General features: G+C 39.6%; 27 protein-coding genes. 24 read left to right on the top strand and 3 right to left on the bottom strand.

The window, feature by feature from the left end; all coding sequences use genetic code 11:
- The first annotated feature begins 73 nt into the window (after positions 1 to 73).
- From CFS60_RS03140 to CFS60_RS03045, 20 genes are all read left to right on the top strand, one after another.
- Positions 74 to 457 carry an OsmC family protein gene (locus tag CFS60_RS03140; protein ID WP_088809169.1) on the top strand — a complete coding sequence of 128 codons (384 nt, stop codon included), beginning with the start codon at positions 74 to 76 and terminating at the stop codon, positions 455 to 457.
- A gap of 204 nt (positions 458 to 661) precedes the next feature.
- Positions 662 to 1,024: a hypothetical protein gene (locus tag CFS60_RS03135; protein ID WP_088825563.1), complete on the top strand. Its 363-nt coding sequence runs from the start codon at positions 662 to 664 to the stop codon at positions 1,022 to 1,024.
- Positions 1,017 to 1,292, top strand: coding sequence for a hypothetical protein (locus CFS60_RS03130; protein ID WP_088825564.1), 276 nt, complete (start codon positions 1,017 to 1,019; stop codon positions 1,290 to 1,292). The genes CFS60_RS03135 and CFS60_RS03130 overlap by 8 nt, the downstream gene beginning before the upstream one ends.
- A 9-nt stretch (positions 1,293 to 1,301) precedes the next feature.
- Positions 1,302 to 2,819: a T7SS effector LXG polymorphic toxin gene (locus CFS60_RS03125; RefSeq protein ID WP_088838814.1), complete on the top strand. Its 1,518-nt coding sequence runs from the start codon at positions 1,302 to 1,304 to the stop codon at positions 2,817 to 2,819.
- Complete coding sequence (locus tag CFS60_RS03120) at positions 2,812 to 3,546, top strand: hypothetical protein (RefSeq protein WP_088825566.1); 735 nt, start codon at positions 2,812 to 2,814, stop codon at positions 3,544 to 3,546. The genes CFS60_RS03125 and CFS60_RS03120 overlap by 8 nt, the downstream gene beginning before the upstream one ends.
- A gap of 326 nt (positions 3,547 to 3,872) precedes the next feature.
- Entirely contained in the window at positions 3,873 to 4,946 is a 1,074-nt protein-coding gene (locus tag CFS60_RS03115) for a Glu/Leu/Phe/Val dehydrogenase dimerization domain-containing protein (RefSeq protein ID WP_088838813.1), read from the top strand.
- 97 nt (positions 4,947 to 5,043) lie between these two features.
- Positions 5,044 to 5,280 (top strand): hypothetical protein, encoded by a 237-nt coding sequence (locus CFS60_RS03110; RefSeq protein ID WP_088809165.1) that lies wholly within the window; start codon positions 5,044 to 5,046, stop codon positions 5,278 to 5,280.
- A 1-nt stretch (position 5,281) separates the two neighbouring features.
- The gene (locus tag CFS60_RS03105) at positions 5,282 to 5,944 is read left to right on the top strand and encodes a YdeI/OmpD-associated family protein (RefSeq protein ID WP_088815341.1); all 663 of its coding nucleotides are present in this window, start codon (positions 5,282 to 5,284) and stop codon (positions 5,942 to 5,944) included.
- Between the two features lie 118 nt (positions 5,945 to 6,062).
- On the top strand, positions 6,063 to 6,566 hold the full coding sequence (locus tag CFS60_RS03100; protein ID WP_088809163.1) for a dual specificity protein phosphatase family protein: 504 nt from the start codon (positions 6,063 to 6,065) through the stop codon (positions 6,564 to 6,566).
- Positions 6,567 to 6,834: 268 nt separating this feature from the next.
- Positions 6,835 to 8,331 (top strand): glutamate/gamma-aminobutyrate family transporter YjeM, encoded by a 1,497-nt coding sequence (yjeM, locus tag CFS60_RS03095; protein ID WP_088809162.1) that lies wholly within the window; start codon positions 6,835 to 6,837, stop codon positions 8,329 to 8,331.
- Complete coding sequence (locus CFS60_RS03090; RefSeq protein ID WP_088815340.1) at positions 8,319 to 8,642, top strand: potassium channel family protein; 324 nt, start codon at positions 8,319 to 8,321, stop codon at positions 8,640 to 8,642. Before yjeM ends, CFS60_RS03090 begins: the two co-directional genes overlap by 13 nt.
- Positions 8,643 to 9,012: 370 nt before the next feature.
- On the top strand, positions 9,013 to 9,636 hold the full coding sequence (locus tag CFS60_RS03085) for a Crp/Fnr family transcriptional regulator (RefSeq protein WP_088809159.1): 624 nt from the start codon (positions 9,013 to 9,015) through the stop codon (positions 9,634 to 9,636).
- Between the two features lie 215 nt (positions 9,637 to 9,851).
- Entirely contained in the window at positions 9,852 to 10,880 is a 1,029-nt protein-coding gene (gene ptcA / locus CFS60_RS03080; protein ID WP_088815338.1) for a putrescine carbamoyltransferase, read from the top strand.
- A gap of 56 nt (positions 10,881 to 10,936) precedes the next feature.
- Positions 10,937 to 12,334 (top strand): APC family permease, encoded by a 1,398-nt coding sequence (locus CFS60_RS03075; RefSeq protein WP_088809447.1) that lies wholly within the window; start codon positions 10,937 to 10,939, stop codon positions 12,332 to 12,334.
- Positions 12,321 to 13,412 (top strand): agmatine deiminase, encoded by a 1,092-nt coding sequence (aguA, locus tag CFS60_RS03070; protein WP_088809157.1) that lies wholly within the window; start codon positions 12,321 to 12,323, stop codon positions 13,410 to 13,412. Before CFS60_RS03075 ends, aguA (CFS60_RS03070) begins: the two co-directional genes overlap by 14 nt.
- A gap of 16 nt (positions 13,413 to 13,428) precedes the next feature.
- The gene (gene arcC / locus CFS60_RS03065) at positions 13,429 to 14,373 is read left to right on the top strand and encodes a carbamate kinase (protein ID WP_088809156.1); all 945 of its coding nucleotides are present in this window, start codon (positions 13,429 to 13,431) and stop codon (positions 14,371 to 14,373) included.
- 92 nt (positions 14,374 to 14,465) lie between these two features.
- Positions 14,466 to 15,590: an agmatine deiminase gene (aguA, locus tag CFS60_RS03060; protein ID WP_088838812.1), complete on the top strand. Its 1,125-nt coding sequence runs from the start codon at positions 14,466 to 14,468 to the stop codon at positions 15,588 to 15,590.
- A gap of 14 nt (positions 15,591 to 15,604) precedes the next feature.
- Entirely contained in the window at positions 15,605 to 16,390 is a 786-nt protein-coding gene (locus tag CFS60_RS03055; protein ID WP_088809154.1) for a MurR/RpiR family transcriptional regulator, read from the top strand.
- A 77-nt stretch (positions 16,391 to 16,467) separates the two neighbouring features.
- On the top strand, positions 16,468 to 17,817 hold the full coding sequence (gene gorA, locus CFS60_RS03050) for a glutathione-disulfide reductase (RefSeq protein WP_088838811.1): 1,350 nt from the start codon (positions 16,468 to 16,470) through the stop codon (positions 17,815 to 17,817).
- Between the two features lie 16 nt (positions 17,818 to 17,833).
- Positions 17,834 to 18,508 carry a histidine phosphatase family protein gene (locus CFS60_RS03045; RefSeq protein WP_088809152.1) on the top strand — a complete coding sequence of 225 codons (675 nt, stop codon included), beginning with the start codon at positions 17,834 to 17,836 and terminating at the stop codon, positions 18,506 to 18,508.
- A gap of 54 nt (positions 18,509 to 18,562) precedes the next feature.
- On the opposite strand, the gene CFS60_RS03040 is transcribed toward CFS60_RS03045, so the two are convergent.
- A complete protein-coding gene (locus CFS60_RS03040; RefSeq protein ID WP_088809151.1) occupies positions 18,563 to 19,708 on the bottom strand; it encodes an AI-2E family transporter in 1,146 nt (381 codons plus the stop codon).
- 123 nt (positions 19,709 to 19,831) lie between these two features.
- Between CFS60_RS03040 and CFS60_RS03035 the strand changes: the two genes are divergently transcribed.
- From CFS60_RS03035 to CFS60_RS03020, 4 genes are all read left to right on the top strand, one after another.
- On the top strand, positions 19,832 to 20,215 hold the full coding sequence (locus CFS60_RS03035) for a GntR family transcriptional regulator (RefSeq protein WP_088809150.1): 384 nt from the start codon (positions 19,832 to 19,834) through the stop codon (positions 20,213 to 20,215).
- Positions 20,216 to 20,217: 2 nt separating this feature from the next.
- On the top strand, positions 20,218 to 21,318 hold the full coding sequence (locus CFS60_RS03030; RefSeq protein ID WP_088815335.1) for a DUF1648 domain-containing protein: 1,101 nt from the start codon (positions 20,218 to 20,220) through the stop codon (positions 21,316 to 21,318).
- A gap of 62 nt (positions 21,319 to 21,380) precedes the next feature.
- Positions 21,381 to 21,875 (top strand): GyrI-like domain-containing protein, encoded by a 495-nt coding sequence (locus tag CFS60_RS03025; RefSeq protein WP_088809148.1) that lies wholly within the window; start codon positions 21,381 to 21,383, stop codon positions 21,873 to 21,875.
- Positions 21,876 to 22,034: 159 nt separating this feature from the next.
- Positions 22,035 to 22,850, top strand: a complete 816-nt coding sequence (locus CFS60_RS03020; protein ID WP_088809446.1) for a formate/nitrite transporter family protein — start codon at positions 22,035 to 22,037, stop codon at positions 22,848 to 22,850.
- A gap of 39 nt (positions 22,851 to 22,889) precedes the next feature.
- On the opposite strand, the gene CFS60_RS03015 is transcribed toward CFS60_RS03020, so the two are convergent.
- Both CFS60_RS03015 and CFS60_RS03010 read right to left on the bottom strand, forming a co-directional pair.
- Entirely contained in the window at positions 22,890 to 23,405 is a 516-nt protein-coding gene (locus CFS60_RS03015) for a DUF2812 domain-containing protein (RefSeq protein ID WP_088809147.1), read from the bottom strand.
- Complete coding sequence (locus CFS60_RS03010; RefSeq protein ID WP_088809146.1) at positions 23,395 to 23,721, bottom strand: PadR family transcriptional regulator; 327 nt, start codon at positions 23,719 to 23,721, stop codon at positions 23,395 to 23,397. The genes CFS60_RS03015 and CFS60_RS03010 overlap by 11 nt, the downstream gene beginning before the upstream one ends.
- Between the last annotated feature and the right edge of the window lie 113 nt (positions 23,722 to 23,834).

Raw genomic sequence — 23,834 nt, 5'->3', positions numbered from 1 at the left:
TTTTTTTGACAGGCGAAGCAACTAGCGGTATAATTATTCTTACTTATTTAGTCGGGATTTGGAGGGGTTTGGATTGTATTTAAAAAAAGTAGGAAAGAAAGTGGAACTTTTACACGAGACTGGGAACTGGCCTTTAATCAAAGAAGAAGGTTTTTCACCGGTGCAAATTACGGTGGCGGCTGTCGCGGCTTGTAGCGTCTATGTGTACGCGAAGTTGCTTGAGAAGAAGCGGATTCCGTTCGAAGATTTGGAAGTTGATGTGGACTACGAGCAAGATTTAGAGCAGCCGGTGCACGTGATTAAAAAGATTAATGTGCAGTTCGAAGTAAAAGTGGCAGCGGAATTCCAACAAAAGGCTGAAAAAACGGTGCATCTCGTGAAAGACGCTTGCCCCGTCGCGAAAAGCATGCACCCTGATATTGAGATTACAGAGCAAGTAAGGTTTTTGGAAAAGTAGGTGTAAACCCACGGAGAATTTGCTCTGTGGGTTTTAAAAATGTTGAGAGGATTAATTTCTGATTTCGACCAATAAGTAAATCCAAAATTACAAATAGAAGATAAAATGATTTGCTTTATAAAACATTAGTTTTGTTTTATTGTCATGCGGTATAAAATTGTATATAATCAAATTGTGAGATGATAAACAAAGGAAGGTGGCACCATGTCAAAATATGACGGAGAAATCATACATTTCAAACAAATGCTTTCGAAACAACAAGTCAAGCAAAAACAATTAGAAGTCCTTCTAAAGCAAACCCAAAAGAAAGATGGGCAAATCAATCAGCTTCTAATTCGAAGTCATTCTCTGACGGAAGATTTTTGGCGGGATACTTCTTCTAGTACTATCAATCAAATGATAGATCAGAACAGGCGTTATTATTCTAGCCAAGTGTCACGAGTGGAGAGCATGTTAAGTGGAATTCAACAAGAAATTGAGCGAGGAACTGGGTATATGAGCGAGTATCAAAATAATGTCCAGTACTATGCCAACTTAAAACGACTGGAGGCGCAAGAGAATGTCTAGCATCAAGATAAATGAAGCCAATATTTTGGAAAGTACACACCAGTTTTTCAATAAACAAACGATTTCCTACAAGAAATCAGCGGTACCAATGCGAAAAAATCAATTGGAAAGTTGTCAAAAGGTTGAGGCTGTTTTATGTATGAGAAGTACGCAAATTGAAGAAGTCCAGCAGTTCGGAGAAGATACAACAAGGGATATAGAAACGAATTGCGTTGAATTTGTTCAGTTGGATAAAAGTCTAATAGACAACATTGAAATTACGGGGTGAAGTGAATCTATGAAGATAGATGTACAAGCGTTACGGGAACATGTACAAGAAGTCATACAGGATTTAAAGGAAGAACAAACCAGTTTAACAGATGCGATTCAAGCAACGGATACATTTGTTATACAAACAAAAGAGAGTTTCGAGGGGAAAACAGCAGATGCAAGTCGAGCTTATTTGCAGGAATCCTATAAACCCGTTCAACAAAAAACGCTTGACATTAATAAGTTGATGTTGACCACATTGCAAAAATATGTTACGAATGCGGAAACCCAGTTTGGAGCATATGGGATTGTGGATGTACCTGCAATCAAGTATGAATACAAGCGAGAGCTAGAGCAGATGATGCAAGAAGAAATGCAAGTGTACCGGGAATTAAACCAATTAATTGAGGAAGTGAATGAATTCGTTCCGATAGAACCTGCCAATTTAGGGCAGTTGGAACAATTACATTATGATATATTGAGAGAAATTACTTTGGTTGAAGCGAAACTAACAGACTTTGATGTAAAATGGACTGTAGAGTTTGAAAAGGTCGAAGCTTTGCAAGAAGAACTTGCTAGTATGCTAACTAAAGTTGGAAATCAAACAATCACTCCTACGAATTATCGGAAAGGAATGATGGTATTTAACGATGAAAAAGTTGACTTTATGTTAAATATGCAAGCGCAATTTGGCTTTAATGAAGAAGAAAGTAAAGCAATGTATAAACTATATTATAATTTGTCTTCTAAGTGCGGAGAAAAAGATGGGAGTTATTTATTTTTTTCTATATTAGGAACGTTACAATATGACGGAATGGAATGGAAACTTATAAATGGGAGCTTATTTCATGGAGGTAATTTAGATAACTGTGGTATGACTGAAAGTGAGCTAATGCTTATCGAAAATGCAATTATTAATCAACATAATATTTGTTCTTGGTCAGATGTGGAGTCATACGTAAAAGGAATATATAAGATTGAGTATAGAGAGCTACCAACAGAAGAAAAAGAGAAGTATAATAGTTTATTTGCACAATTTAGTGGCAAGACTGATTTTGCGCATATGGCGATTACAACCTCTACAATTCTTTATGGTAAAAATAATGGAGATGACTATTTTAGAGAACTTGCAGAGAGTGTGGGAGAATTGTATAATGGCATACCTGATGTTAATGCTAACGCAGGGTATATTGGAGACATTTTTGGCACGAATGGAGCAAGACCTAGTATGAAGTCAGATGATTATAAAGCGGACTTAGATGCTGTTAACATTTCTGATAGATTAGATAGCAAACAATCTATAATTACTGTAGTTAATGATTACTATTCTGAAATCAGTGCGGGTGAAACAAACCGAGCTGATGAGTTTATTATGAATTTAGGTAAAGGTTCTTATGATAATGGAATGGATTGTTTAGTTTTGCAATATCAAGAGCATATGCATAATACAAAAGCGCAAAATATAACAATTGAAGATAGGAAAGTTGCTGCTGATTTCTTTCAAAACATACAAAATCATAATAATGAGTGGGTGGAATATGAATAAAAAAGTTATGTTACTTTCGTTAGTCAGCTTGATATTTTTATTCATGTTAGGGCTATTTAATTATTCATCTATTAAGCATAGTTACTGGCTTGAACATGCAGGTGCAAAAGAGCGAACACATTATTTTTTACAATTGAAGTATGATAAAGATTGGAAAAAGTTGAACCCTAACATTACTTTTAACTTTGACTCTCTTTTTGGGCGAAATGAATTATCATTAAATGATTATAGTATTGATGCTTGGGTTGAACCAGAGAGATATGATCGAAAAGTTACTAAAGTTAATTGGGACACGGATGTTTTTTTTCATGTACTCCTTAATAATGGTTATGATGCTAGTGTTCCGTGGGAGAATACGGGCAATATATACATTAGAAAGATTGAAAAAAATGAGGGAGAAAACGATAATGATACGGTTTATGAAATACCTTTCCGAGAGAAAAATGGAAAAGCGAATCCGGAATTAGAAAATGCTGTTGGGCTAAGTACAAAATCTATAACGAGAAAAGTGAACGATGCTTATAGTCAGCATATTGGCTATCTAAATAAGATGACGCAAGTCGAATTAAAGGAGTCTTTAACGAAACGGAATGTTAGACTCATTATCTCTTCTGTTTTAATTTTATTATATATTTTCATTGTATTTCGTATATGTAGGAAGATTAATCAGAATAAGAAAGAAATGGATGTATATTTTGATGCGTTAGAAAAGGAACAACCAAAATAAACTTTAAAATATTAATTAGTAAAATGTATTTCCCCTGCAAAGCATAGAATTTGTGGGGGTTCCTTATTTACAATAATACTTTTTTATTTTTCTGCTTCGAGTTAATTTTCAAACTATGGCACTTTGTGCGACGTAGAAACTAAAACGAAAGTCCTTCCTTTCATGAAAGCGCATACAAATAAAATAGGTCGAAAGTTTTTGTTTTAAACAAAAAGTATGAATTTCGTCTTAAATAATCCAAAAACTTTTACAGCGCTTTCAAAATTCGTATAATAAGGGTAGCGAGTTGAGTTTCATGTGTTTTAGACTAAAGGGGGCAATGTATCATGTTATTTGAGAAGATGGAAAAAAATGATTATGAACAAGTTGTTTTTTGTCAAGATAAGGCTTCTGGACTAAAAGCGATTATTGCGATTCACGATACGACACTCGGACCAGCGCTTGGTGGATGTCGGATGTGGCCGTATGAAACGGAAGAGGAAGCGCTTCTCGATGTGCTTCGTCTAGCTCGTGGGATGACGTATAAAAATGCAGCTGCGGGGCTCAATTTAGGTGGCGGGAAAACGGTCATTATCGGAGATCCGAAAAAGGACAAAAGCGAAGCGTTGTTTCGTGCGCTAGGTCGTTATGTGGAAAGTTTAAACGGCCGTTACATTATTGCTGAGGATGTCGGTACGACCGTTCAAGATATGGACTACATTCATGAAGAAACCAAATATGTGACAGGGATATCTGAAACGTTTGGCTCATCGGGTAATCCAAGTCCAATGACAGCGCGGGGTGTTTATGCAGCAATGAAGCGCACTGCAAAAGAGGCTTTTGGAAGTGATTCTTTACTTGGGAAGAAAGTAGCGGTCCAAGGTGTTGGCAACGTGGCGTACGCGCTTTGTGCGCTGTTACGCGCGGAAGGCGCGGAGCTTGTCGTGACGGATATTAACCCAGACGCGGTAGAGCGAGCGGTACGCGATTTTGGTGCGGAAGCGGTCTTGCCAAATGATATTTATGCGGTTGACGCGGATATTTTTGCCCCGTGTGCGCTAGGCGGAATTTTAAATGACGTTACCATACCAAATTTAAAATTTAAAATGATTTGCGGAAGTGCAAACAACCAATTGCTTGATATTCAAACGCATGGCGAAATGCTTTCTGCACGCGGAATTTTATATGCGCCCGATTATATCGTAAATGCTGGTGGCGTCATTAATGTGGCGGATGAATTGCTTGGCTACAATGAAAACCGTGCGAAGAAAAAAATTGATGAAATTTATGATCAAATTGGAAAAGTCTATGAGATTTCAAAGGCTGAAGGCATCATTCCAGCAGAAGCTGCTGACCATATGTCTGAAAAGCGAATTGAAATGATGAAGCAAGTTCGTAGTACGTTTTTGATGGTGAAATAGCGTAAAGGGTCCCTTTGTTTTTTGAAAGGGGATTTTTCTTGCCTAAAAAGCGCTGGATTATTATACTTATTTCATAAGACACAAGGAGGAATTGACAATGAATGAAGGACAACAAAAGTTTCTTGATTTTATTTTAGAGCGGACTGAAAAGGGGAAAGAATCCGCTATGAAGGAGCTTCTTAGCGAGAGCTTTGGCAAACAAGATTCGGGAGATTTTGACCAAAAGTATTTGATGGCAATGGTTCCAAAAATGGTTTCTTACATTCGCGAGGATAAGCGTGATGAAGTCATGGAAGTAGTTCAAAAATTTGGCGCAAGTCATGTGAGCAAATAATATGGCAAAGTCGATTGTAGAAAAACTTAATTTAACGAAATACGCGAACAAAGCGGTTCTAAACGTGCCACAGGATTTCACTGAGCTTGATGCTTTGGCTAGCGTGGACCATTCTTTTAAACAAAAACAGTACGATTTGATTTTTGGTTTTGCGCTAACGATGGCGGAAATGGAGGCTTTTGTAAACGATGTTGTTCAGCACGACCGCCTGGCCAAGAAGGGCTATTTGTTTGTGGCATATCCGAAAAAAGGAAATTCGGTGTACGACACGTTTGTGCATCGTGATGAAATTATGCCAACGCTTAAAGTTGATGAGGAAGGCTTTTTGCCAAAAAGTAGTTTGAAGTTTTCGCGCATGGTGAGCATGGATGATACGTTTACAGTTGTTGGTATGAAGGAAGCTTTCAGTGAAAAAGGAAAAAGTGCAGCGAAGGCTGAGACGAATTATGCAGAGAAAATTCCCGATTTAAAAGCGCGACTTGCGGACGATGCGGAGGCTTCTGAGCTGTATGAAAAACTTGCTGCGGGTTATCAAAAAACTTGGGCAAGCTATGTTTTTAGTGCGAAACAAACGGCAACAGAAGAGAAACGCTTGGAAGAAACAAAAACCATTTTAAAGGCGGGCTTTAAAAGTAAAGATTTATACCGTCAAAATAAAAAATAAACGGAACGTACTTAGTGAATTTTGCTAAGTACGTTTTTTTCTATAAAGCTATGATAGCGTGGAAAAAGGCGAAATATGTTACAATACGAGTAGGAATAGTGGAAGGGACACGTTTTATATGGCGAATTATGTGAATAAGGAAAAACGACAAATTGATTTCGATCCATTGCAGTTGCCTATCATTGCCATCCCAGAAGTTATGGCGGTTTCGTTTACGCCAAAATCAGAAAATGCGCTTTTAATCCGAATAACAGATGTTGGTCTGGCTTTTAAAACGCTTAAAAATCCTGAGCTATTTGAAGGGATTCTTGAAGTGCGCTTTAATGACATTAACGAAGAAGACGACTACTGGGGATTAAGCCAAAAAGAAGAACATGAAATGAAGCTCTTTAACGAGCGACACGCTGCTGCGATTTATTCTTTTTTAGACCATCACGCAAATCATGGTCAAATTGTTGTGCATTGTAACGCAGGCGTCAGCCGAAGTAGCGCGGTTGCGATGGGAATTGCTGAACACTACAACGATACACCTACACTTTTAAAATTAAAGGAAATCAAACGATATTTGCCGAATCCGCGGGTGCTAACTGTGATGCGCGGTGAGAAATTTACATCAGCCTGATGACAAACGGCCATCTTCGTCGTTAAAATACACGTCGGTGCGGTTCCAGACAAGTCATCAGGCTAGTTTTGTGTTCATTTATCGATTTGAAATGTGCTTTTTTTTCGCGAATCATTGTCGGAAAAGTCACGCACATCAGACTTTACATTCTATTTGAATTGTTCTTTTAAAAAGGATTTTTGTTTTTTAATGGTATAATGACATTCTAGTATGGGATACAATAATTAGTAATTATATGTATAATAATACACAAAAAGGAATGAGATTTATGTCAAATGAAATTAAAAAAATGGGACTTATTAGTTTAATTCTAATGATTTTCACGTCCGTATTTGGTTTCGCAAACGGTCCAATTGGCTTTTACCGAATGGGTTATAGTGCGATTCCATGGTACATTGGAGCCGGAATTTTCTTCTTTATTCCATTTGCGCTTATGATGGCCGAATACGGAGCCGCTTACCGTAAAGAAAAAGGCGGAATTTATTCATGGATGAACGATAGCATCGGGCCACGCTATGCCTTCATCGTTACTTTCATGTGGTTTACTTCTTACGTCATTTGGATGGTCGGAACCGCTTCTAAAGTTTGGATTCCATTTTCCATCTTCCTATTTGGCGAAGATAAAACCCAAACATGGTCGCTTTTCGGCTTATCGCCAACACAAACCGTCGGGATACTTGCCGCTGTTTGGATGCTTATCGTTACGTTACTAGCTTCAAAAGGTTTAAAACAAATTACAAAAGTAACGGCTGTCGGCGGAATCGCCGTTATGGGTCTAAACATCGTTTTAATCGTCGTAAGTTTACTTATTTTAATGTTAAACGGCGGAAATTTTGCGCAAGATATTTCGGGAGTAAAAGATTTCCTTGTATCGCCAAACCCAAGTTATCTTAGCCCGATTGCTATCTTGTCGTTCTGCGTATTTGCGATATTTGCATACGGGGGAACCGAGGCAGTAGCCGGCCTAGTTGACCAAACGAAAAACCCAACGAAGACTTTTCCAAAAGGTATTATGATTGCCGCCTTTATTATTTCAATTGGCTATGCTTTAGAAATTTTCATGTGGGGAATTAGTACCAACTGGGATAAAATTTTGAGTGGATCCAATGTCAACTACGGGAACATTACATACGTTTTAATGTACAATCTTGGTTTAGAATTTGGGAACGCGCTTGGTCTTGCAACGGACGCAGCATCGCAAATGGCCAATTGGTTCGCAAGAGTTACTGGTCTTTCTATGTTTTTAGCATACACGGGTGCGTTCTTTACGCTCATCTATTCACCGCTAAAAGCCATTGTACAAGGTACAGCCGAGTACTGGCCAAAGCGCATGAGCAAAATCAACAAATTCGGCATGCCGGAATTTGCAATGTGGATGCAGTGCTTACTCGTTGTTATCATCGTGCTCATCGTTTCATTCGGTGGGAAAAGTGCTTCGGCATTCTATAACACGCTAACACTTATGGCAAATGTTTCTATGACACTACCATATGTGTTTCTAGCCTTTGCATTCCCGTTCTTTAAAAATCGTGAAGGACTTGAACGACCTTTCGTTGTGTATAAAACAAAGGCAATCACGTACATTGTGACAATTATTGTCGTAGCTATTGTTGGCTTCTCAAATGTTTTCACAATTATTGAGCCTGCGATGAGCGGTAACTGGAATGATACTATTTGGATGGTAGTCGGACCAGTCGTATTCGCCGTGATTGCAATGGGAATTTATGAAAACTATCAGATTCGACAAAAGAGATTGAAGAAATAAACTTAAAAAAACTGCTCTCGATTTATCTAATTGAGCCAAACATTCATAACTACGGAGATGCTTTTTGGTGGGTACTCGTAACGATTACGACAGTTGGCTATGGAGATATTTCACCAATAACTTTCACAGGTCGTCTGATTGCTTCACTACTAATGGTTTTTGGAATCGGTATAATTGGAATCATTACAAGCACAATAACCTCCTTTTTTATTTCAACAAAAAAAGATGTTTATACGATTTTAAAAGATATCGATTTGCTTGCAGAAGAAGATAAAAATAAGGTTAAGAAGTATTTAGAAACGAATAGCTAAAAAAACAACTCCCATAAGTTTTGGGAGTTGTTTTTCATTTATTTTTACTTAATCATACTTATTTTGTTTTTCTTTGTCTGCGAGTGAATATTGCAAGAGCGCCTAATAATGTGCCAAGTCCGACTAAAATACGTATCACCTGTTTTTGGTAATACTGATGTGGGTGCTTTTGTTGAAGTTGAATCTGTTAGTGTTTTATAAAAAAGAGGGGAGATAAATTGTTCTTCTAACATAGGGGAGGTATACGTATTTATGAAAATTTTGTCACATTATTTTTAGAGAAATATAGTGGTTGTGTATAGTTTATACACGATAAAGTAGAAGCTTTTTGATATCCTAAGTTATAAAAATTAAAATAGGAGTGAGTAGAATGAAAAATAAAGAAACAGTCAAGGTCATAAAGGATTTAGAGAAGAATCAGGCAGAGCCGACTTGGGTTCGTCGAATGGATTTGATTAAAAGCACAATGATTTCGGGGAAGTATTTTAAAGAAGAGTTTATGATTGTGATAGACGGGACTATGCACTTAGAGAGTAGAAACAAACAAATCATACTGTTCTTTTCAGATGGGGATGTCATCAATCAGCAAGTGTCAGAGCTAAGTATTCATAATGATCTTCAGTTAGTGTGCGATACGGATGTAAAAGTGGTGTTCGTTTATCGAGAATATTTCCTGAATTTTGCAACGAATAAGCCGACGTATTTAAAATGGTTTCTTGATATTTCTTTACTTAATAATATGAATCTGTACAATGAACTAATAAAATACCAATACTCCTCAGAAGAAAGACTTATGTGTTCGCTAAAAATGATTTGTGAAAAACTGAACATAAAAATTGAGAAAGGATATTACCAAATACCATCTTTTATAAATAAGATAACTTTGTCAAAATATAGTCATATTTCGCGCCAACAATTAGATATTTTGCTAGCAGCACTCATTAAAAAAAGAGAGATTAAAATGGACAATCGAACGCTTTATATCAGAAATTGATAAACTTCAAATTCTATTTGAACCAAGAAATAAAAATTTTACAGCACTTTTAGCGTTGTAATCTGTTACGCAAAATGTAACAGGTTACAAGCCTTGCGTTTTCGTTTTGAAAACGCTTTTTTCTATTCCAAATTAGAAATGCTTGTATTATGATGAACATGCGGCAAATAAAACTCGAGTAAAGCCCGTTAGAATCTAATTTTGAGGTGAGAAGGATGACGAAAAAACGTGATTTTGTAGATACGAAAGATTTTTCAAAAGAAGAAATTCTATTCATGATTGAAATAGCTTTAAAAATGAAGCAATCCATAAAAGATGGACATTACCCACAGCTTCTTAAGCATAAAACACTTGGAATGATTTTTGAGCAGTCATCAACACGGACACGCGTGTCATTTGAAACGGCGATGACACAATTAGGTGGGCACGCACAGTATTTAGCACCAGGGCAAATTCAATTAGGTGGGCACGAATCGGTTGGGGATACAGCGCGCGTTTTATCGCGTTTAGTAGATATTTTAATGGCTCGTGTAGAAAGACATCATACGGTTCAGGAATTGGCGAATACGGCGTCCATTCCAGTCATTAATGGTATGAGTGACTACAATCACCCAACGCAAGAACTTGGGGATGCAATTACGATGTTTGAACATTTACCTGAGGGTAAAAAAATTGAGGATTGCAAAATTGTTTTTGTGGGCGATGCTACGCAAGTTTGTGCGTCCACGATGTTTATGGCAACAAAACTCGGAATGAATTTTGTACAGTATGGTCCGAAAGGTTTTCAGCTCAAAGAAAATCATTTGGAAATTGCGGAAGAAAATTGCAAGGTTTCTGGTGGTAGCTATCTCATCACTGAAGATCCTCGTGAGGCTCTTCAGGATGCAGACTTCATTTATACAGACGTATGGTATGGTTTGTATGAAGCTGAACTTTCGGAAGAGGAGCGTATGAAAGTCTTCTATCCGAAGTATCAAGTGAACAAAGAAATGATTGAAATGGCGAGTCCAGATGTGAAATTTATGCATTGTCTTCCAGCGACTAGAGGGGAAGAAGTGACCGACGAAGTGCTTGATGCCTCTTATTCGGTTGTCATTGATGAGGCAGAAAACAGGTTAACAGCGATGCGTGCGCTTCTCGTTTTCTTTATGAAGCCATACTTGAATTTTGCATCAGAAAAAGTAGGAAATGTGTATGATGCCGAGCTTGAGCTTTTACTTAGAAATGCGCCACAAGAAAAATAGTTTGAACCAAGGAGGAGAGGGGCAACCTTCTCCCCCACTTAAAAAAAGGAGTGGGTATTTTGGAGAAAAAGAAATTTCGTTTATTTGATGCTGTTTTGATGGCGGTTTGTGTTATTTTAGTCGTGGAGTCAGCAGCTCCTGCGGCGGCCATTGGTTCATCACAATTTTTCTGGTGGATTGCACTTTTGATTTTATTTTTCCTGCCATATGGACTTATTTCCGCAGAACTTGGGACAACGTATGATGATGAGGGCGGGATTTATGATTGGGTAAAAAGGGCTTTTGGGAGAAAATGGGGTGGCCGTGTTGCCTGGTTTTACTGGATTAACTACCCAATTTGGATGGCGAGCCTCGCCGTTTTATTCGTAGAAGTAGGCGGACAAATTTTTAAGCTGAATATTAGTACGCCAGTTTCAATTTTCATTCAACTTATTTTCGTTTGGCTAGTTGTTTTAATCAGTTGTTATCCGGTGAGCGATAGCAAATGGATACTGAATGTCGCAGCTTTTTGTAAGGTTGCTATTATGATTAGCTTAGGAGCACTAGGCATTTATTTTGCGATTACAAAAGGCTTGGCGAATGATTTTTCTGGGAAAGCGTTACTACCGAGCTTTGATTTGCAAAGTTTATCGTTTATTTCTATTATTTTATTTAACTTTTTAGGATTTGAAGTCGTGACGACGCTTGCGAGCGATATGGAAAATCCGAAAAAACAAATTCCGCAAGCGATTATTTACGGTGGAATATTAATTGCATTTTTCTATTTGCTAGCAGCATTTGGTATGGGGGCAGCCATTCCAACGTCAGAACTTTCAACGTCTAGCGGACTAATTGATAGTTTCATTATGCTTGTTGGCGGCATCAACCCATTTGTCATTATTATTGGGCTTATGTTTATGTATACGCTCATTGCAAACTTAATTTCGTGGGCGCTTGGTGTGAACTATGTAGCGATGTATGCAGCGAAGCATAATGACTTGCCTAGCGTATTTGGGAAGGTGAATAAGAAAAATGAAATGCCGATTGGCTCAAGCATTTTAAATGGGATTGTTGCTTCAGTATTAATTGTGATTGCGCCACTCATTCCAAACGAGAACATTTTTTGGGCGTTTTTCGCATTAAACGTTGTGGCCCTTTTAGCTTCATATATTATGATGTTCCCGGCATTTTTAAAACTTCGCAAAATCGATCCGGACCGCGAGCGTCCGTTTAAGGTACCTGGTGGAAAAGTAGTGCTACGACTGATTACGTTTGTTCCAGTTGTGCTACTTGTCGTTACACTGATTTTCTCAGCGGTTCCTCTAAATGGTTCTAGCGCTGAATTAAATGAAAAAATTCCAATTTTAATTGGCTCTATCATCGCATTTGTCATTGGTGAAATTTGTATTTTCGTAGCTGGAAAGAAGAAGGAAAAGAATAGGGAAGAGGGAGTGAATTCGAGTGAAAACAATTGATAGCTCACCAAAAAAAGATGGTTTTAGAATGCCAGGAGAATTCGAAAGACATGCAGGTTGTTATATGTTATGGCCAGAACGCACGGACAATTGGCGTAATGGCGCTAAGCCCGCTCAAAAGGCTTTTGCAGATGTGGCAACAGCTATTTCAAAATTTGAACAAGTAACTGTTGGCGTGTCAACAGCTCAATTTAATAATGCGCGCTATATGTTGCCAGATGAGGTGCGTGTTGTTGAAATCGATAATGATGATGCTTGGGTGAGAGACTCGGGCCCAACTTTTGTGAAAAATGATGCTGGTGATATTCGTGCAGTCGATTGGAGCTTTAATGCATGGGGTGGCCTAACAGACGGCCTTTACTTCCCGTGGGACAAAGATGATCAAGTCGCGCAAAAAATCGCTGAACTCGAAATGAAGGACCGTTACCGTTTAGCCAATTTCGTCTTAGAAGGAGGATCGATTCACGTTGACGGCGAGGGAACGCTCATTGCAACCGAAGAATGCTTGCTCTCAGAAGGCCGCAACCCGCAACTTTCCAAAGAACAAATCGAACAAGTGCTAAAAGAATATTTAAACCTTGAAAAGATTATTTGGTTAAAAAGAGGCATTTATTTAGACGAAACAAACGGCCATGTTGACAATATCCTTAATTACGTGGCACCAGGCGTTGTTGCGCTTGCTTGGACGGATGATAAAAGCGATCCACAATATGAAATCTCCAAGGAATGCCTAGATATCCTTGAACAGGAAGTGGACGCAAAAGGGCGCAAGTTAGTTGTGCATAAAATCCATGTGCCGAAGCCAATTTTAATTACTGAAGAGGAAAGTCACGGCGTAGATGCTGTAGAAGGCACATTACCACGTGTAGCAGGTGATCGTCTTGCAGCGAGCTATATCAATTATTATACGGCAAACGGAGGCGTTGTATTCCCACTGTTTGGTGACCCGAAAGACAATGAGGCGAAACAGAAGCTTTCAGAGCTATATCCAGATCGCGAAATCATTGGCGTGCCCGCGCGCGAAATTTTACTTGGCGGTGGAAATATTCACTGTATCACTCAACAGGTGCCAAGATAATCTAGGAGGAAAGCAGATGGGAAAACGTAAAATTGTAGTTGCGCTTGGCGGAAACGCCATCTTATCGAGCGATGCAAGCGCTGAGGCACAACAAAAAGCATTGGAAGAAACAGCCGAACATCTCGTGCAGTTCATTTTAAACGGCGATGACTTAATTATTTCGCATGGTAATGGGCCACAAGTTGGTAATTTGTTACTGCAACAGCAAGCGAGCAATTCGGAAAAGAACCCTGCTTTGCCGCTCGATTCATGTGTGGCGATGACGCAAGGAAGTATTGGTTACTGGATGCAAAATGCGCTTGATAAAGCGTTTCACAAACATGGAATTGAGAAGGAAGCGGTTTCGGTCATCACACAGGTCATTGTAGACGAAAAGGACAGCGCCTTTCAAAATCCAACAAAACCAATTGGCCCTTTTTTAACAAAAGAAGAAGCAGAAATTGAAATGCGTGAAACGGGTGCGATTTTTGTGGAAGATGCGGGACGCGGCTACAGGAAAGTTGTGCCATCACCAAAACCAGTTGGGATTAAAGAACACAAAGCTATTAAACAGCTTATTGAGGGCGGTATTGTGACGATTTCAGCTGGCGGCGGTGGGGTTTCCGTTGTGAACCATGACGGTGATTTAGTCGGTGTTGAAACGGTTATTGATAAAGATTATGCCTCATTAAAACTCGCGGAAATGGTGGAAGCAGATTTGCTTGTTATATTAACAGGCGTCGATAATGTGTATGTGAACTTCAATCAGCCCAATCAGCAGAAATTGACGCAAGTCACGGTTTCAGAACTGGAAAAATATATGGAGGAAAATCAATTTGCGAAAGGTAGCATGCTACCAAAAATTGAGGCAGCTACAGATTTCGTCCGGAAACGTCCAATGAGTAAGGCAGTTATCACATCGCTTGAAAATATCGGGCAATTTCTTGAAAATGAAGACGGCACGATTATTGTCGCCGGTTAAAACAAAGCAAAATGGACTTTAGTGATATTTTTCACTAAAAATCCATTTTGCTTTACGTGTTTATTGTATAATGGAAATGTGGAGGGATGGACATGGCAAAATTAAAACACGAAACACCAAATGAAAACGGATTCTTTATGCCTGGAGAATTTGAAGAACATGAAGGCTGCCTTATGATTTGGCCAGAACGAACCGATAATTGGCGGCTTGGGGGAAAACCTGCACAGAAGAGTTATCGTGATGTCGCGGTGGCGATTAGCAAGTTCGAGCCAGTTACCATGTTTGTGTCTTATGAACAGTACGCAAACGCACGTGATATGTTACCAGACAATATTCGCGTCATTGAAATGAGCAATAATGATGCATGGATGCGTGATTACGGCCCAATATTTTTAGTAAATGAAGCACGGACGAAAATGCGTGCTGTAGATTTTCGCTTTAATGCATGGGGCGGACTACTTGATGGCTTATACTTTCCGTGGGAGAAAGATGACCAAATGGCCCGGAAGATAAGTGATTTATTTGGCATTGATTATTACTTTTTGGACAAGTTCGTGCTAGAAGGTTGCTCCGTTCACGTAGACGGCGACGGAACGCTCATCACCACCGAAGAATGTTTGTTATCAGAAGGACGTAACCCACATTTGTCTAAAGCAGAGATTGAAGACGTTTTAAAAACGTATTTTAATGTGTCAAAAGTCATTTGGCTTTCACACGGTTTTTATTTGGACGAAACAAATGGCCATATTGATAATATTGTGAACTTTGCCGCACCAGGCGAAATTGTTTTATCTTGGACAGATGATAAAAATGATCCGCAATATGAGGTTTCAAGAGAATGTTTTCAATTGCTCGCAAATGAAACAGATGCAAAGGGGAGAAAGTTTCACATACATAAATTATATTGCCCCACCCCAATGTACATAACGAGAGAAGAAAGTGAAGGCGTGGACGCTATTAAAGGAACAATTCCAAGACAACCTGGTGATCGTTTGGCAGCTAGTTATGTGAATTACTACACAGCAAATGGTGGTATTATATTTCCTTTGTTTGATGATGAAAATGACATAGCGGCGCGGGAACTTCTCCAAACACTATATCCAACGCGCAAAATTATCGGAATTCCAGCGCGGGAAATTTTGCTTGGTGGAGGAAATATTCATTGCATTACCGAACAAATTCCCAAAATTACGCATCTTGTTGAAGCCGTAAAATAAAGGAGCGCTTATTGATGGATTTTTTTGAAATCTCAAGTAAACATGTATCAACCTTGACGCGAAATGAACGAATTTTATTTGATTACGTTGTAAAAAATATGAATACAATTAAAAATCAAAGCATTCGTGAGGTATCGGCGGAATGTTTTGTATCCACCACGACATTCCTGCGTTTTGTTCGCAAATTAGGATTTTCAGGCTATAGCGAATTTACAACTGTACTTAAATTTACTCTTTTAAGCAAAGTAGAACTAAAACCATCTCCATTCGTTGTGGAACAAAAAGATTATCGGGAAGAATATTTGAAAAATATTATAGAGTCTGTCCGTGTATTAGAGCCGTCAAAGATGACCAAAATCACTCGAAAGCTTATGAATAAATCAAAAATTTATTTTTTTGCAAAAGGGTTAAGTAAACATGCGGCTCAGTATATTAAGTATCTGTACACGATGAGTGGCTTTTTAGTGGAGTTTCCAGAAGATTATCAATACCGGCAAGCAATTTTGCAACATATTGGCCCCGATGATTTAGTTTTTATTTTGACATATGGCGGACACGATATTGAGCTGATTCAGACTGCGCAAAAATTGAAAGCGCGCAAAACGCCGCCGATGCTAATTTCTATAACAGGCGCAGATAATAATATCATTCAGAACATGAGTGATATCAATTTATATATTTTTACCGATGAAATCGAGTTAGATGCGTTAGATATTACATCGCGAATTTCAACCATTGCGATTATGGAGCTGATTTTATACCAATTTATGGAAGATATGGATCCAGAATGCGGCGAATAAAATGCTTTTTTCTATTAGAAATCCTCTTTTTCTAGTACACTTAATTGAGAAGAGCTAGTCAGGAATGGAGGATTTTTATGAGTAAACATTACGACTATATTGTTATTGGCGGAGGCAGTGGTGGAATTGCTTCGGCGAATCGGGCGGCGATGTACGGGAAAAAGGTGGCGTTAGTTGAGCCTGTTCATCTTGGCGGGACGTGCGTCAATGTTGGCTGTGTCCCAAAGAAAGTGATGTGGTACGGGGCGCAAATCAAAGAGGGCATTGAAAAACTAGGCCCGGATTATGGGTTAAACGGAAAGGTGAATTTTGACTTTAAAACGCTCGTCAAAAATCGCGAAGCCTATATTGAGCGGCTACACGGTATTTATAAATCCAATTTAGACAAAAATAAAGTGACGGTTTTAAACGGCTTCGCTAAATTTACGAGTGAAAAATCGGTCGAGGTCGCAGGCGAAACTTATTCGGCGGACCACTTTTTAATTGCAACTGGCGGCAAGCCGACAATTCCGGATATTCCAGGCGCCGAGTTTGGAACGGATTCAAACGGCTTTTTTGCAATGCGTGAGTTGCCAAAGCGCGTGGCCGTCGTTGGAGCTGGCTACATTGCTGTTGAATTGTCGGGGATTTTAAACGTGTTTGGCGTAGATACGCATCTTTTTGTTCGCAAGTCTCTGCCACTGCGCCATTTTGATTCAATGATTTCGGAGACCCTAAAAGAATTGATGGCGAAAACGGGGCCGAAGCTGCACACGGAAAGCGTGCCTCAAGCTGTTCGAAAAAACGAAGATGGCAGCCTAACGCTTGAACTCCAAAATGGGCAAGAAACGGTCGTTGATAAGCTAATCTGGGCGATTGGGCGGACTCCAGTTACTGAGACGCTAAATATTGCCGCTAGTGGCGTAGAACTTGACGCAAAAGGTTTTGTCAAAGTTGATAAATATCAAAATACTTCGGTTCCGGGGATTTATGCGGTCGGTGATGTGACGGGGCATATCGAGCTGACGCCAGTAGCGATTGCAGCGGGTAGACGGCTTTCTGAGCGACTTTTTAACGGGAAGCTTGACGAACATTTGGACTACAATCTTGTGCCGACTGTCGTGTTCAGCCATCCGCCGATTGGGACGATTGGTTTAACCGAAGAAGAAGCAAAAGCAAAATTAGGGGAGAAAAATATTAAAATTTATTCGTCGTCGTTCACATCGATGTACACGGTTATTACCGAACATCGCGAGCCGTGCCGCATGAAACTCGTCTGCGAAGGCGTTAACGAAAAGATTGTCGGACTACACGGAATTGGAGCCGGCATGGACGAATTATTACAAGGCTTTGCAGTAGCAATTAAGATGGGTGCAACGAAAGCTGATTTCGACAACACAGTTGCGATTCACCCGACGAGCGCCGAAGAATTTGTTACGATGCGATAAAAAAGGAGGAGCTATCATGGCAAAAAAACTTGCACTTTATTTCGTTAGACATGGACAAACCTATTTAAACAAAAACCTGCGCATGCAAGGCTGGGCGGACACCCCGCTCACACCAGAAGGGATTGAAATCGTGCGTCAAAGCGGGCGAGGTCTTGCGGACACAGAATTTGTTGCCGCCTATTCCAGTGACTTGCACCGCACCATTTCAACTGCTGAAATCTTGCTTCACGAAAATAAACACGGCTTCGGCTTGCAACTTGAACCTCGCAGTGAATTTCGCGAAACGTTCTTCGGTTCTTTTGAGGGGGAAAAGGGGAGTGTGGCGTGGGACGAAATCGCCCGCTCTAACGGCTACGATTCGCAGGAAGACTTCTTTTCAAAAGTGGACGTCAGAACGATGATGAACGACACGAAAAAAGCCGACCCAACTGGCGATGCCGAGGACTTCATGACCTTTTGGACACGCGTCGAAAAAGGTTTCCTTCACGTCATCAACCAACACCGTGACACAGGTGGAAACGTCCTAATTGTGGCTCACGGAAACACCATTCGTAACATCGTCCACGAACTCGAGCCGTCCATCACAGAAAGCTTTGTCCTAGACAACGCCAGCGTAACAGTTTTAGCTTACGAAAACGGCCTATTTAAAGTTGAACGACTGAATGACATTTCGCATTTTCGAGCAGAATAAGCAAAACAAAGAGGCTGATCTCCATGTCCCAGCCTCTTTGTTTTGCGTTTTTTATTATGTTTCCAAAGTATCGAGTTCACTTTCCCCATCATCAGGAGGAGGTGCGTTCTTATCACCTCGCCGCAGTTGAATGAGTTTGACGATATTAACAATAATCGTTTTAACGACTGCGTAAAGTGGGACACCTAAAACCATGCCAAGTAGTCCAGCTAAATTACCAGCTACAAGTAAAATGACGATGATTGTTAGCGGGTGAATTTTAAGCGAGCGTCCCATAATAAGTGGCTGAAGCACGTTGCCATCGATTTGTTGCACGATGACAACTACGATAATAACGAGCAACGCCTGGAACGGCGAAGTGAAGAGTGCCACAATAACGGCAGGTGCCGCTCCAATGACAGGCCCTAAGTACGGTATAATGTTTGTTACAGCGGCAATAAGCGCGAATAACAGGCCATATGGCTGGCCGATAATTAAATAGCCGATAAACGTAAAAATACCAACAAATAAGCAATCCAGAGCTTGCGAGCTAATGTAAGAGGATAATGTTTTGTTCATTTCTTGGATGATTTTTTTGGCATCTGGACGAATAACTTTCGGGAAAAACTTTTCAACGGAATCCATAAAGCGATGACCATCTTTAAACATGTAAAGTAAGATGAACGGCACCGTAACGAGAATCATCACGAAGCTTGTAAGGAAGCTTGCGATGGCGCCAATTCCTGCAGTTACACCGTTTAAGACGCTATTTAAGATTTGAGGTACCGAAATATTTGCTTTTTCGAGTTCACCTTTAATATCAAAATCATTTAATGGTGGATTTTTTGTAATGCCGCTGAGCCATTTTTCAAAATCAGACCAGTAACCTGGAATTGCTTTCGCAAGTTCAGATATTTGATCGGCAAGGATAGGGCCAATTTGAACGACTGCAAGTGTGACCACCACGATGAATGCGATGAAAATTAAAATGACACTAAGTAGACGTGGGACCTTCCTTTTTTCTAAAAAAAGTACGAGTGGGTTGAACATATAAAATAAAAATCCCGAAACTAAAATTGGTAAAAATAAAGTTGAAATAATAACCCCAATTGGTGAGAATATATATTTCATTTGAAGTAATAAGAAAACAATCGCGACAACCGCCAAAACTTCGATTGTCCAAAAGAATAACTTGCTTTCCCTAAAGCGTGATCCTTTCATTTGGAGCCCCTTTCTAAAATTCTTTTTTTATAGTGTACCATTATCCGCATGAAATAGCCATGTATAAATTGACCTTCTGCGAGAACTGTTATATTATATATATAACAGTAAGGAGGGGGAAGTATGCTCTTACAGATTGACCTACAGGCAGAAGAGCCCATCTACATGCAAATTGTCAATCAGATTATTGAAGGCATTGCGAAGCATGAGTTAAAACCAGGCGATGATTTACCTTCCGTAAGAAGTTTAGGCGCTGATATTGGTATTAATTTTCATACTGTGAATAAAGCATATCAAATATTGAAGCAGGAAGGCTTTATTTTAATTCATAGACAAAAAGGGGTTGTCATTCACCCTGATGGTGCATTTTTGGCAGATCAAGCTTATTTTGAAAAGTTGAAGCGGGCTATTCGGCCGATAATTGCGGAAGCGGCTGCGCGCAAAATGCCACTTGATGAGATGACAAAATTGGTTACTGCTTTATACAGCGAGATGGAAGGAGAATAAAAATGGAGGCAATTATCTTCATAATGATGTCGCTACTTATTATTTTATTGGAAGCGATAACCCCGTTTATTGTGCACCGGACAGAATGTTTTGGTGTCAGCGTCGGGGTCCGAGCTAACCAGGAGCCTGAACTAAAGCAAATGAAAAAGCAATACGCCTATAAAGTAGTGCTATACGGAATTTTTGTTGTATTGCTTAGTTTTGCTTTAATGGCAGCTTTTTCAGGAAATGATACGGCGCAAGGCTTTTTATTTACGGCATCGATGTTTTTAATTTTAATTATTGCATTCGTGCTTTACGTGAAATATCACCGGCAAACGGTCGCTTGGAAGGCGAACAAAATTGAGCGTGGGGAAATTGGCGAATCGAGCGTTGTCCTCGTTGATACAGCTTTTCACCGGAATAAAATGATTATTTCTTATGCGTGGTTTCTCATTCCGTTTTTGATTACACTGATTACGGTGGCGATGACGATTGTGTTCTACAGTTCAGCACCAGACGTCATACCGAGTCACTACGATTTCAACGGAAATATCACGAATGAAATGCCGAAGAACGTTCGGAATGTATCGTTGCTCATCGTGATGCAACTTTTCATGATTGGCTTATTTATGGGAATCAATTTTATCATGTCGCGCAGTAAACAGGTGCTGGATAATGATAATCCAAATGACTCTGTAAGGCGCAATCAGCTTGCGCGCGCTATTTTTAGTAAAGCAATGCTTGTGATGTGTATTTTAATGGTCTTGATGCTTTTTGGGATTCAATTGACATTTTTAACTGGGCTTAGTGCGGAAATAATGACGACGGTGACACTTATTTTCATGTTGCTCCTGTTAGTTATCGTCTTCCTGCTTGCTTTTTTCGTGGGTCAAGGCGGCTCAAGGCTGAAAATCGGGGGGACGAAAAATACAGATAAGCCCATTCGGGACGACGACAAGTACTGGAAACTAGGTATCTTTTATTTAAACAAAAGTGATCCTGCGCTCTTTGTCGAAAAAAGATTTGGCCTTGGTTGGACGATTAATGTGGCGCGACCGCTTGCTTGGATATTGCTCCTTGCCGTGATTTTGATTTCGGTTCTAATCGGCGTCATCCTTTAGTGTGCAACTTCTGCCGTTTTGTGTTATCCTTTTAGCTATAAAGCAGCAAAGGAGTGAGTGAAGTGTCTTTACAATCAGCACGGTTAGAAGAACATGAAGATCTCTTTTTAGTTGGCTTAGCTTGGCAGGGAACATTTGCCGAGGCACGCAAGGGAAATATTCGGGAGGTCATCCAGAAAATGAAATCGCTTCTAGGAGGCGAGTTTACAGAGCTTTACGGAATTTCCATTCACAATATCGAGGAAGGGCTGACGCATTATTCGGCGGTTTTAGCTGACCACAAGCCGAAACATTTGCCTGATGAGCTCGAATGGCTAGAAATTCCAGCACACACTTACTTTGTTGGAAAACACGAGGGGAAAACAGATGTCGAGGCAACTTACAAAGAAGTTGCGTCAGAAATCGAGAATCGCAATTATGAACCCTACATGACGGCTGATTTTCCTGTTTTCGATCCGCTACCATTTAAAATTGAAATTTTTGATTTAAAAGAAGACATCAACGGAGAAAGCGAGTTTGAAATCCGCATTCCCGTTGTCCGTAAAATTGTTGACTAACACAGGAAAGATTCCTGCATCATAAATAAAAAAACGTATCATGTTCAATTGGACTGATGCGTTTTTTATTTGGAAATGGCTAGAAGGAACAGACGAAATATGCTATAATGAAATCGCATTTTTGTGAATGAATTAACAAAAAGGAAGAAGTGATTGAGTTTGTCCTATTACAGTCCAAAAGAAATTACAGATGTGACGATTGAAAAGGGGATTCAAAAAGCGCGTTCGGGTACATTAAGTTTAGTTATTTTAGGATTTCTAGGAGGCGCATTTATTTCGCTCGGGTATTTGCTTTATATTCGCGTTGTAGGGACGATGCCGCATGAGTGGGGAAGCTTCGCCACATTTATCGGTGCGAGTGTGTTCCCAGTTGGCTTAGTTTGCATTTTACTCGGCGGCGGGGAACTGATTACCGGCAATATGATGGCGGTTCCGTTAGCTTTTTTTGATAAAAAAATAACTACTGCGATGCTGCTCCGTAATTTGGGCATTGTCACGGTGATGAATTTGGTAGGCGCTTTGTTTGTCGCTTACTTTTTCGGACACTTCATCGGTCTTACGGAAGGTGACTTTTTGGAAAAAACCGTTGCAACGGCGGGATCAAAAATTGACGCCTCGTTTTGGGTAGCCTTCGTTTCAGGTATCGGCTGTAACTGGTTTGTTGGTATTGCTGTCTGGTTATCTTACGGTGCAAAAGATTTTGCTGGTAAAATTTTAGCTATTTGGTTTCCAGTTATGGCTTTCGTTGCCATTGGTTTCCAACACGTTGTCGCGAATATGTTTATTATTCCCGCCGCGATTTTCGCAGGGCACTATACATGGGGGGATTTCATTTTAAATATCATTCCGGTATATCTTGGAAATTTAGTCGGTGGCGCCATTTTTGTTAGCCTTTGCTACTTCCTAGCGTTTAAAAAGGACGTACCACAACCGGAGAAAGAAGAAATTAGACAACCCGTAACAGAAAACGAGTAGTGCTTGTCACTACTCGTTTTTTTATAAATAGAAGTCATTTTAGCTTAAAGTCTTTATTTTTCTTGTTAAAGTGATAAAGATATTGCCGTAAAGAATGATGAGGAGAAGTGGTAATACAAGCCAATATGGCGATAAGGTAAAAGTTGGAAATACACTAAAAGGAATCATGATAGCTCCGAAAATTGTCCAACGTAAGCGAATTCGTTTGCAAAGTTCAATAAGTGATTCTGAATCTGTATAGAGTTGCGCTTGCGGTTCATTTGGAACAGTTTCGTGTGTGAAGTACATCCAAGCCCCTTGAAAAATGGAATATTGGAAGACGTTTTGAAAGCCAGCATCCTCGTGAAGGCTTACGTACTCGGATAAATCATTTAAATCCGCTTTGAAATCAATCTGATAAGACATTTTTTTAGGTTCCCCTTGTTTAAAATAGTAAAAAGGAAAGCGGTATTTTTCAAAGTGCCAACCTGAAGCCGCCATTTTTTCCAAGTATTGTTCTTCCTTTTCAAAATTCGCGACAGTAAAAAATTTAATCGTCCGTTTCCTATTTTTCATGGCGGATTCCCCCAATATTTTCGTAAAGTTCGATAATACGTTTTTTTTCAAGTGCTAAAATTTCAAGTCCAAGAGGTGTGATTTGATAGATTTTTCGATTGCTTACTTCTTCAACGGGTTCAATTAAACCATCTTTTTTCATTTTGGAAAGACTCCCATATAAAGTTCCGGGCCCCAGCTTGATGCGGCCATTTGTTAGCTCATCAACGTTTTGGATGATGGCGTAACCATGCCTTCGTTTACTCAAAGAAAATAAAATGTAAAAGGCGGTTTCTGTCATTGGAAGATACGTTTTTCTTAAAGCATCAGTTAACATTGTATCGCACCTCGATATATTTGATGTCTTAACTATATCACGACGCGATATAGTTAGCAAGCAAAACTTGCAAAAAACCGCAAATGTCTTTATACTTAAATTATTAAATTAAA

The organism is Listeria sp. ILCC792, from assembly GCF_900186135.1.
GTDB lineage: Bacteria > Bacillota > Bacilli > Lactobacillales > Listeriaceae > Listeria > Listeria goaensis.
This window is presented reverse-complemented; position numbering and strand designations above follow the sequence as displayed.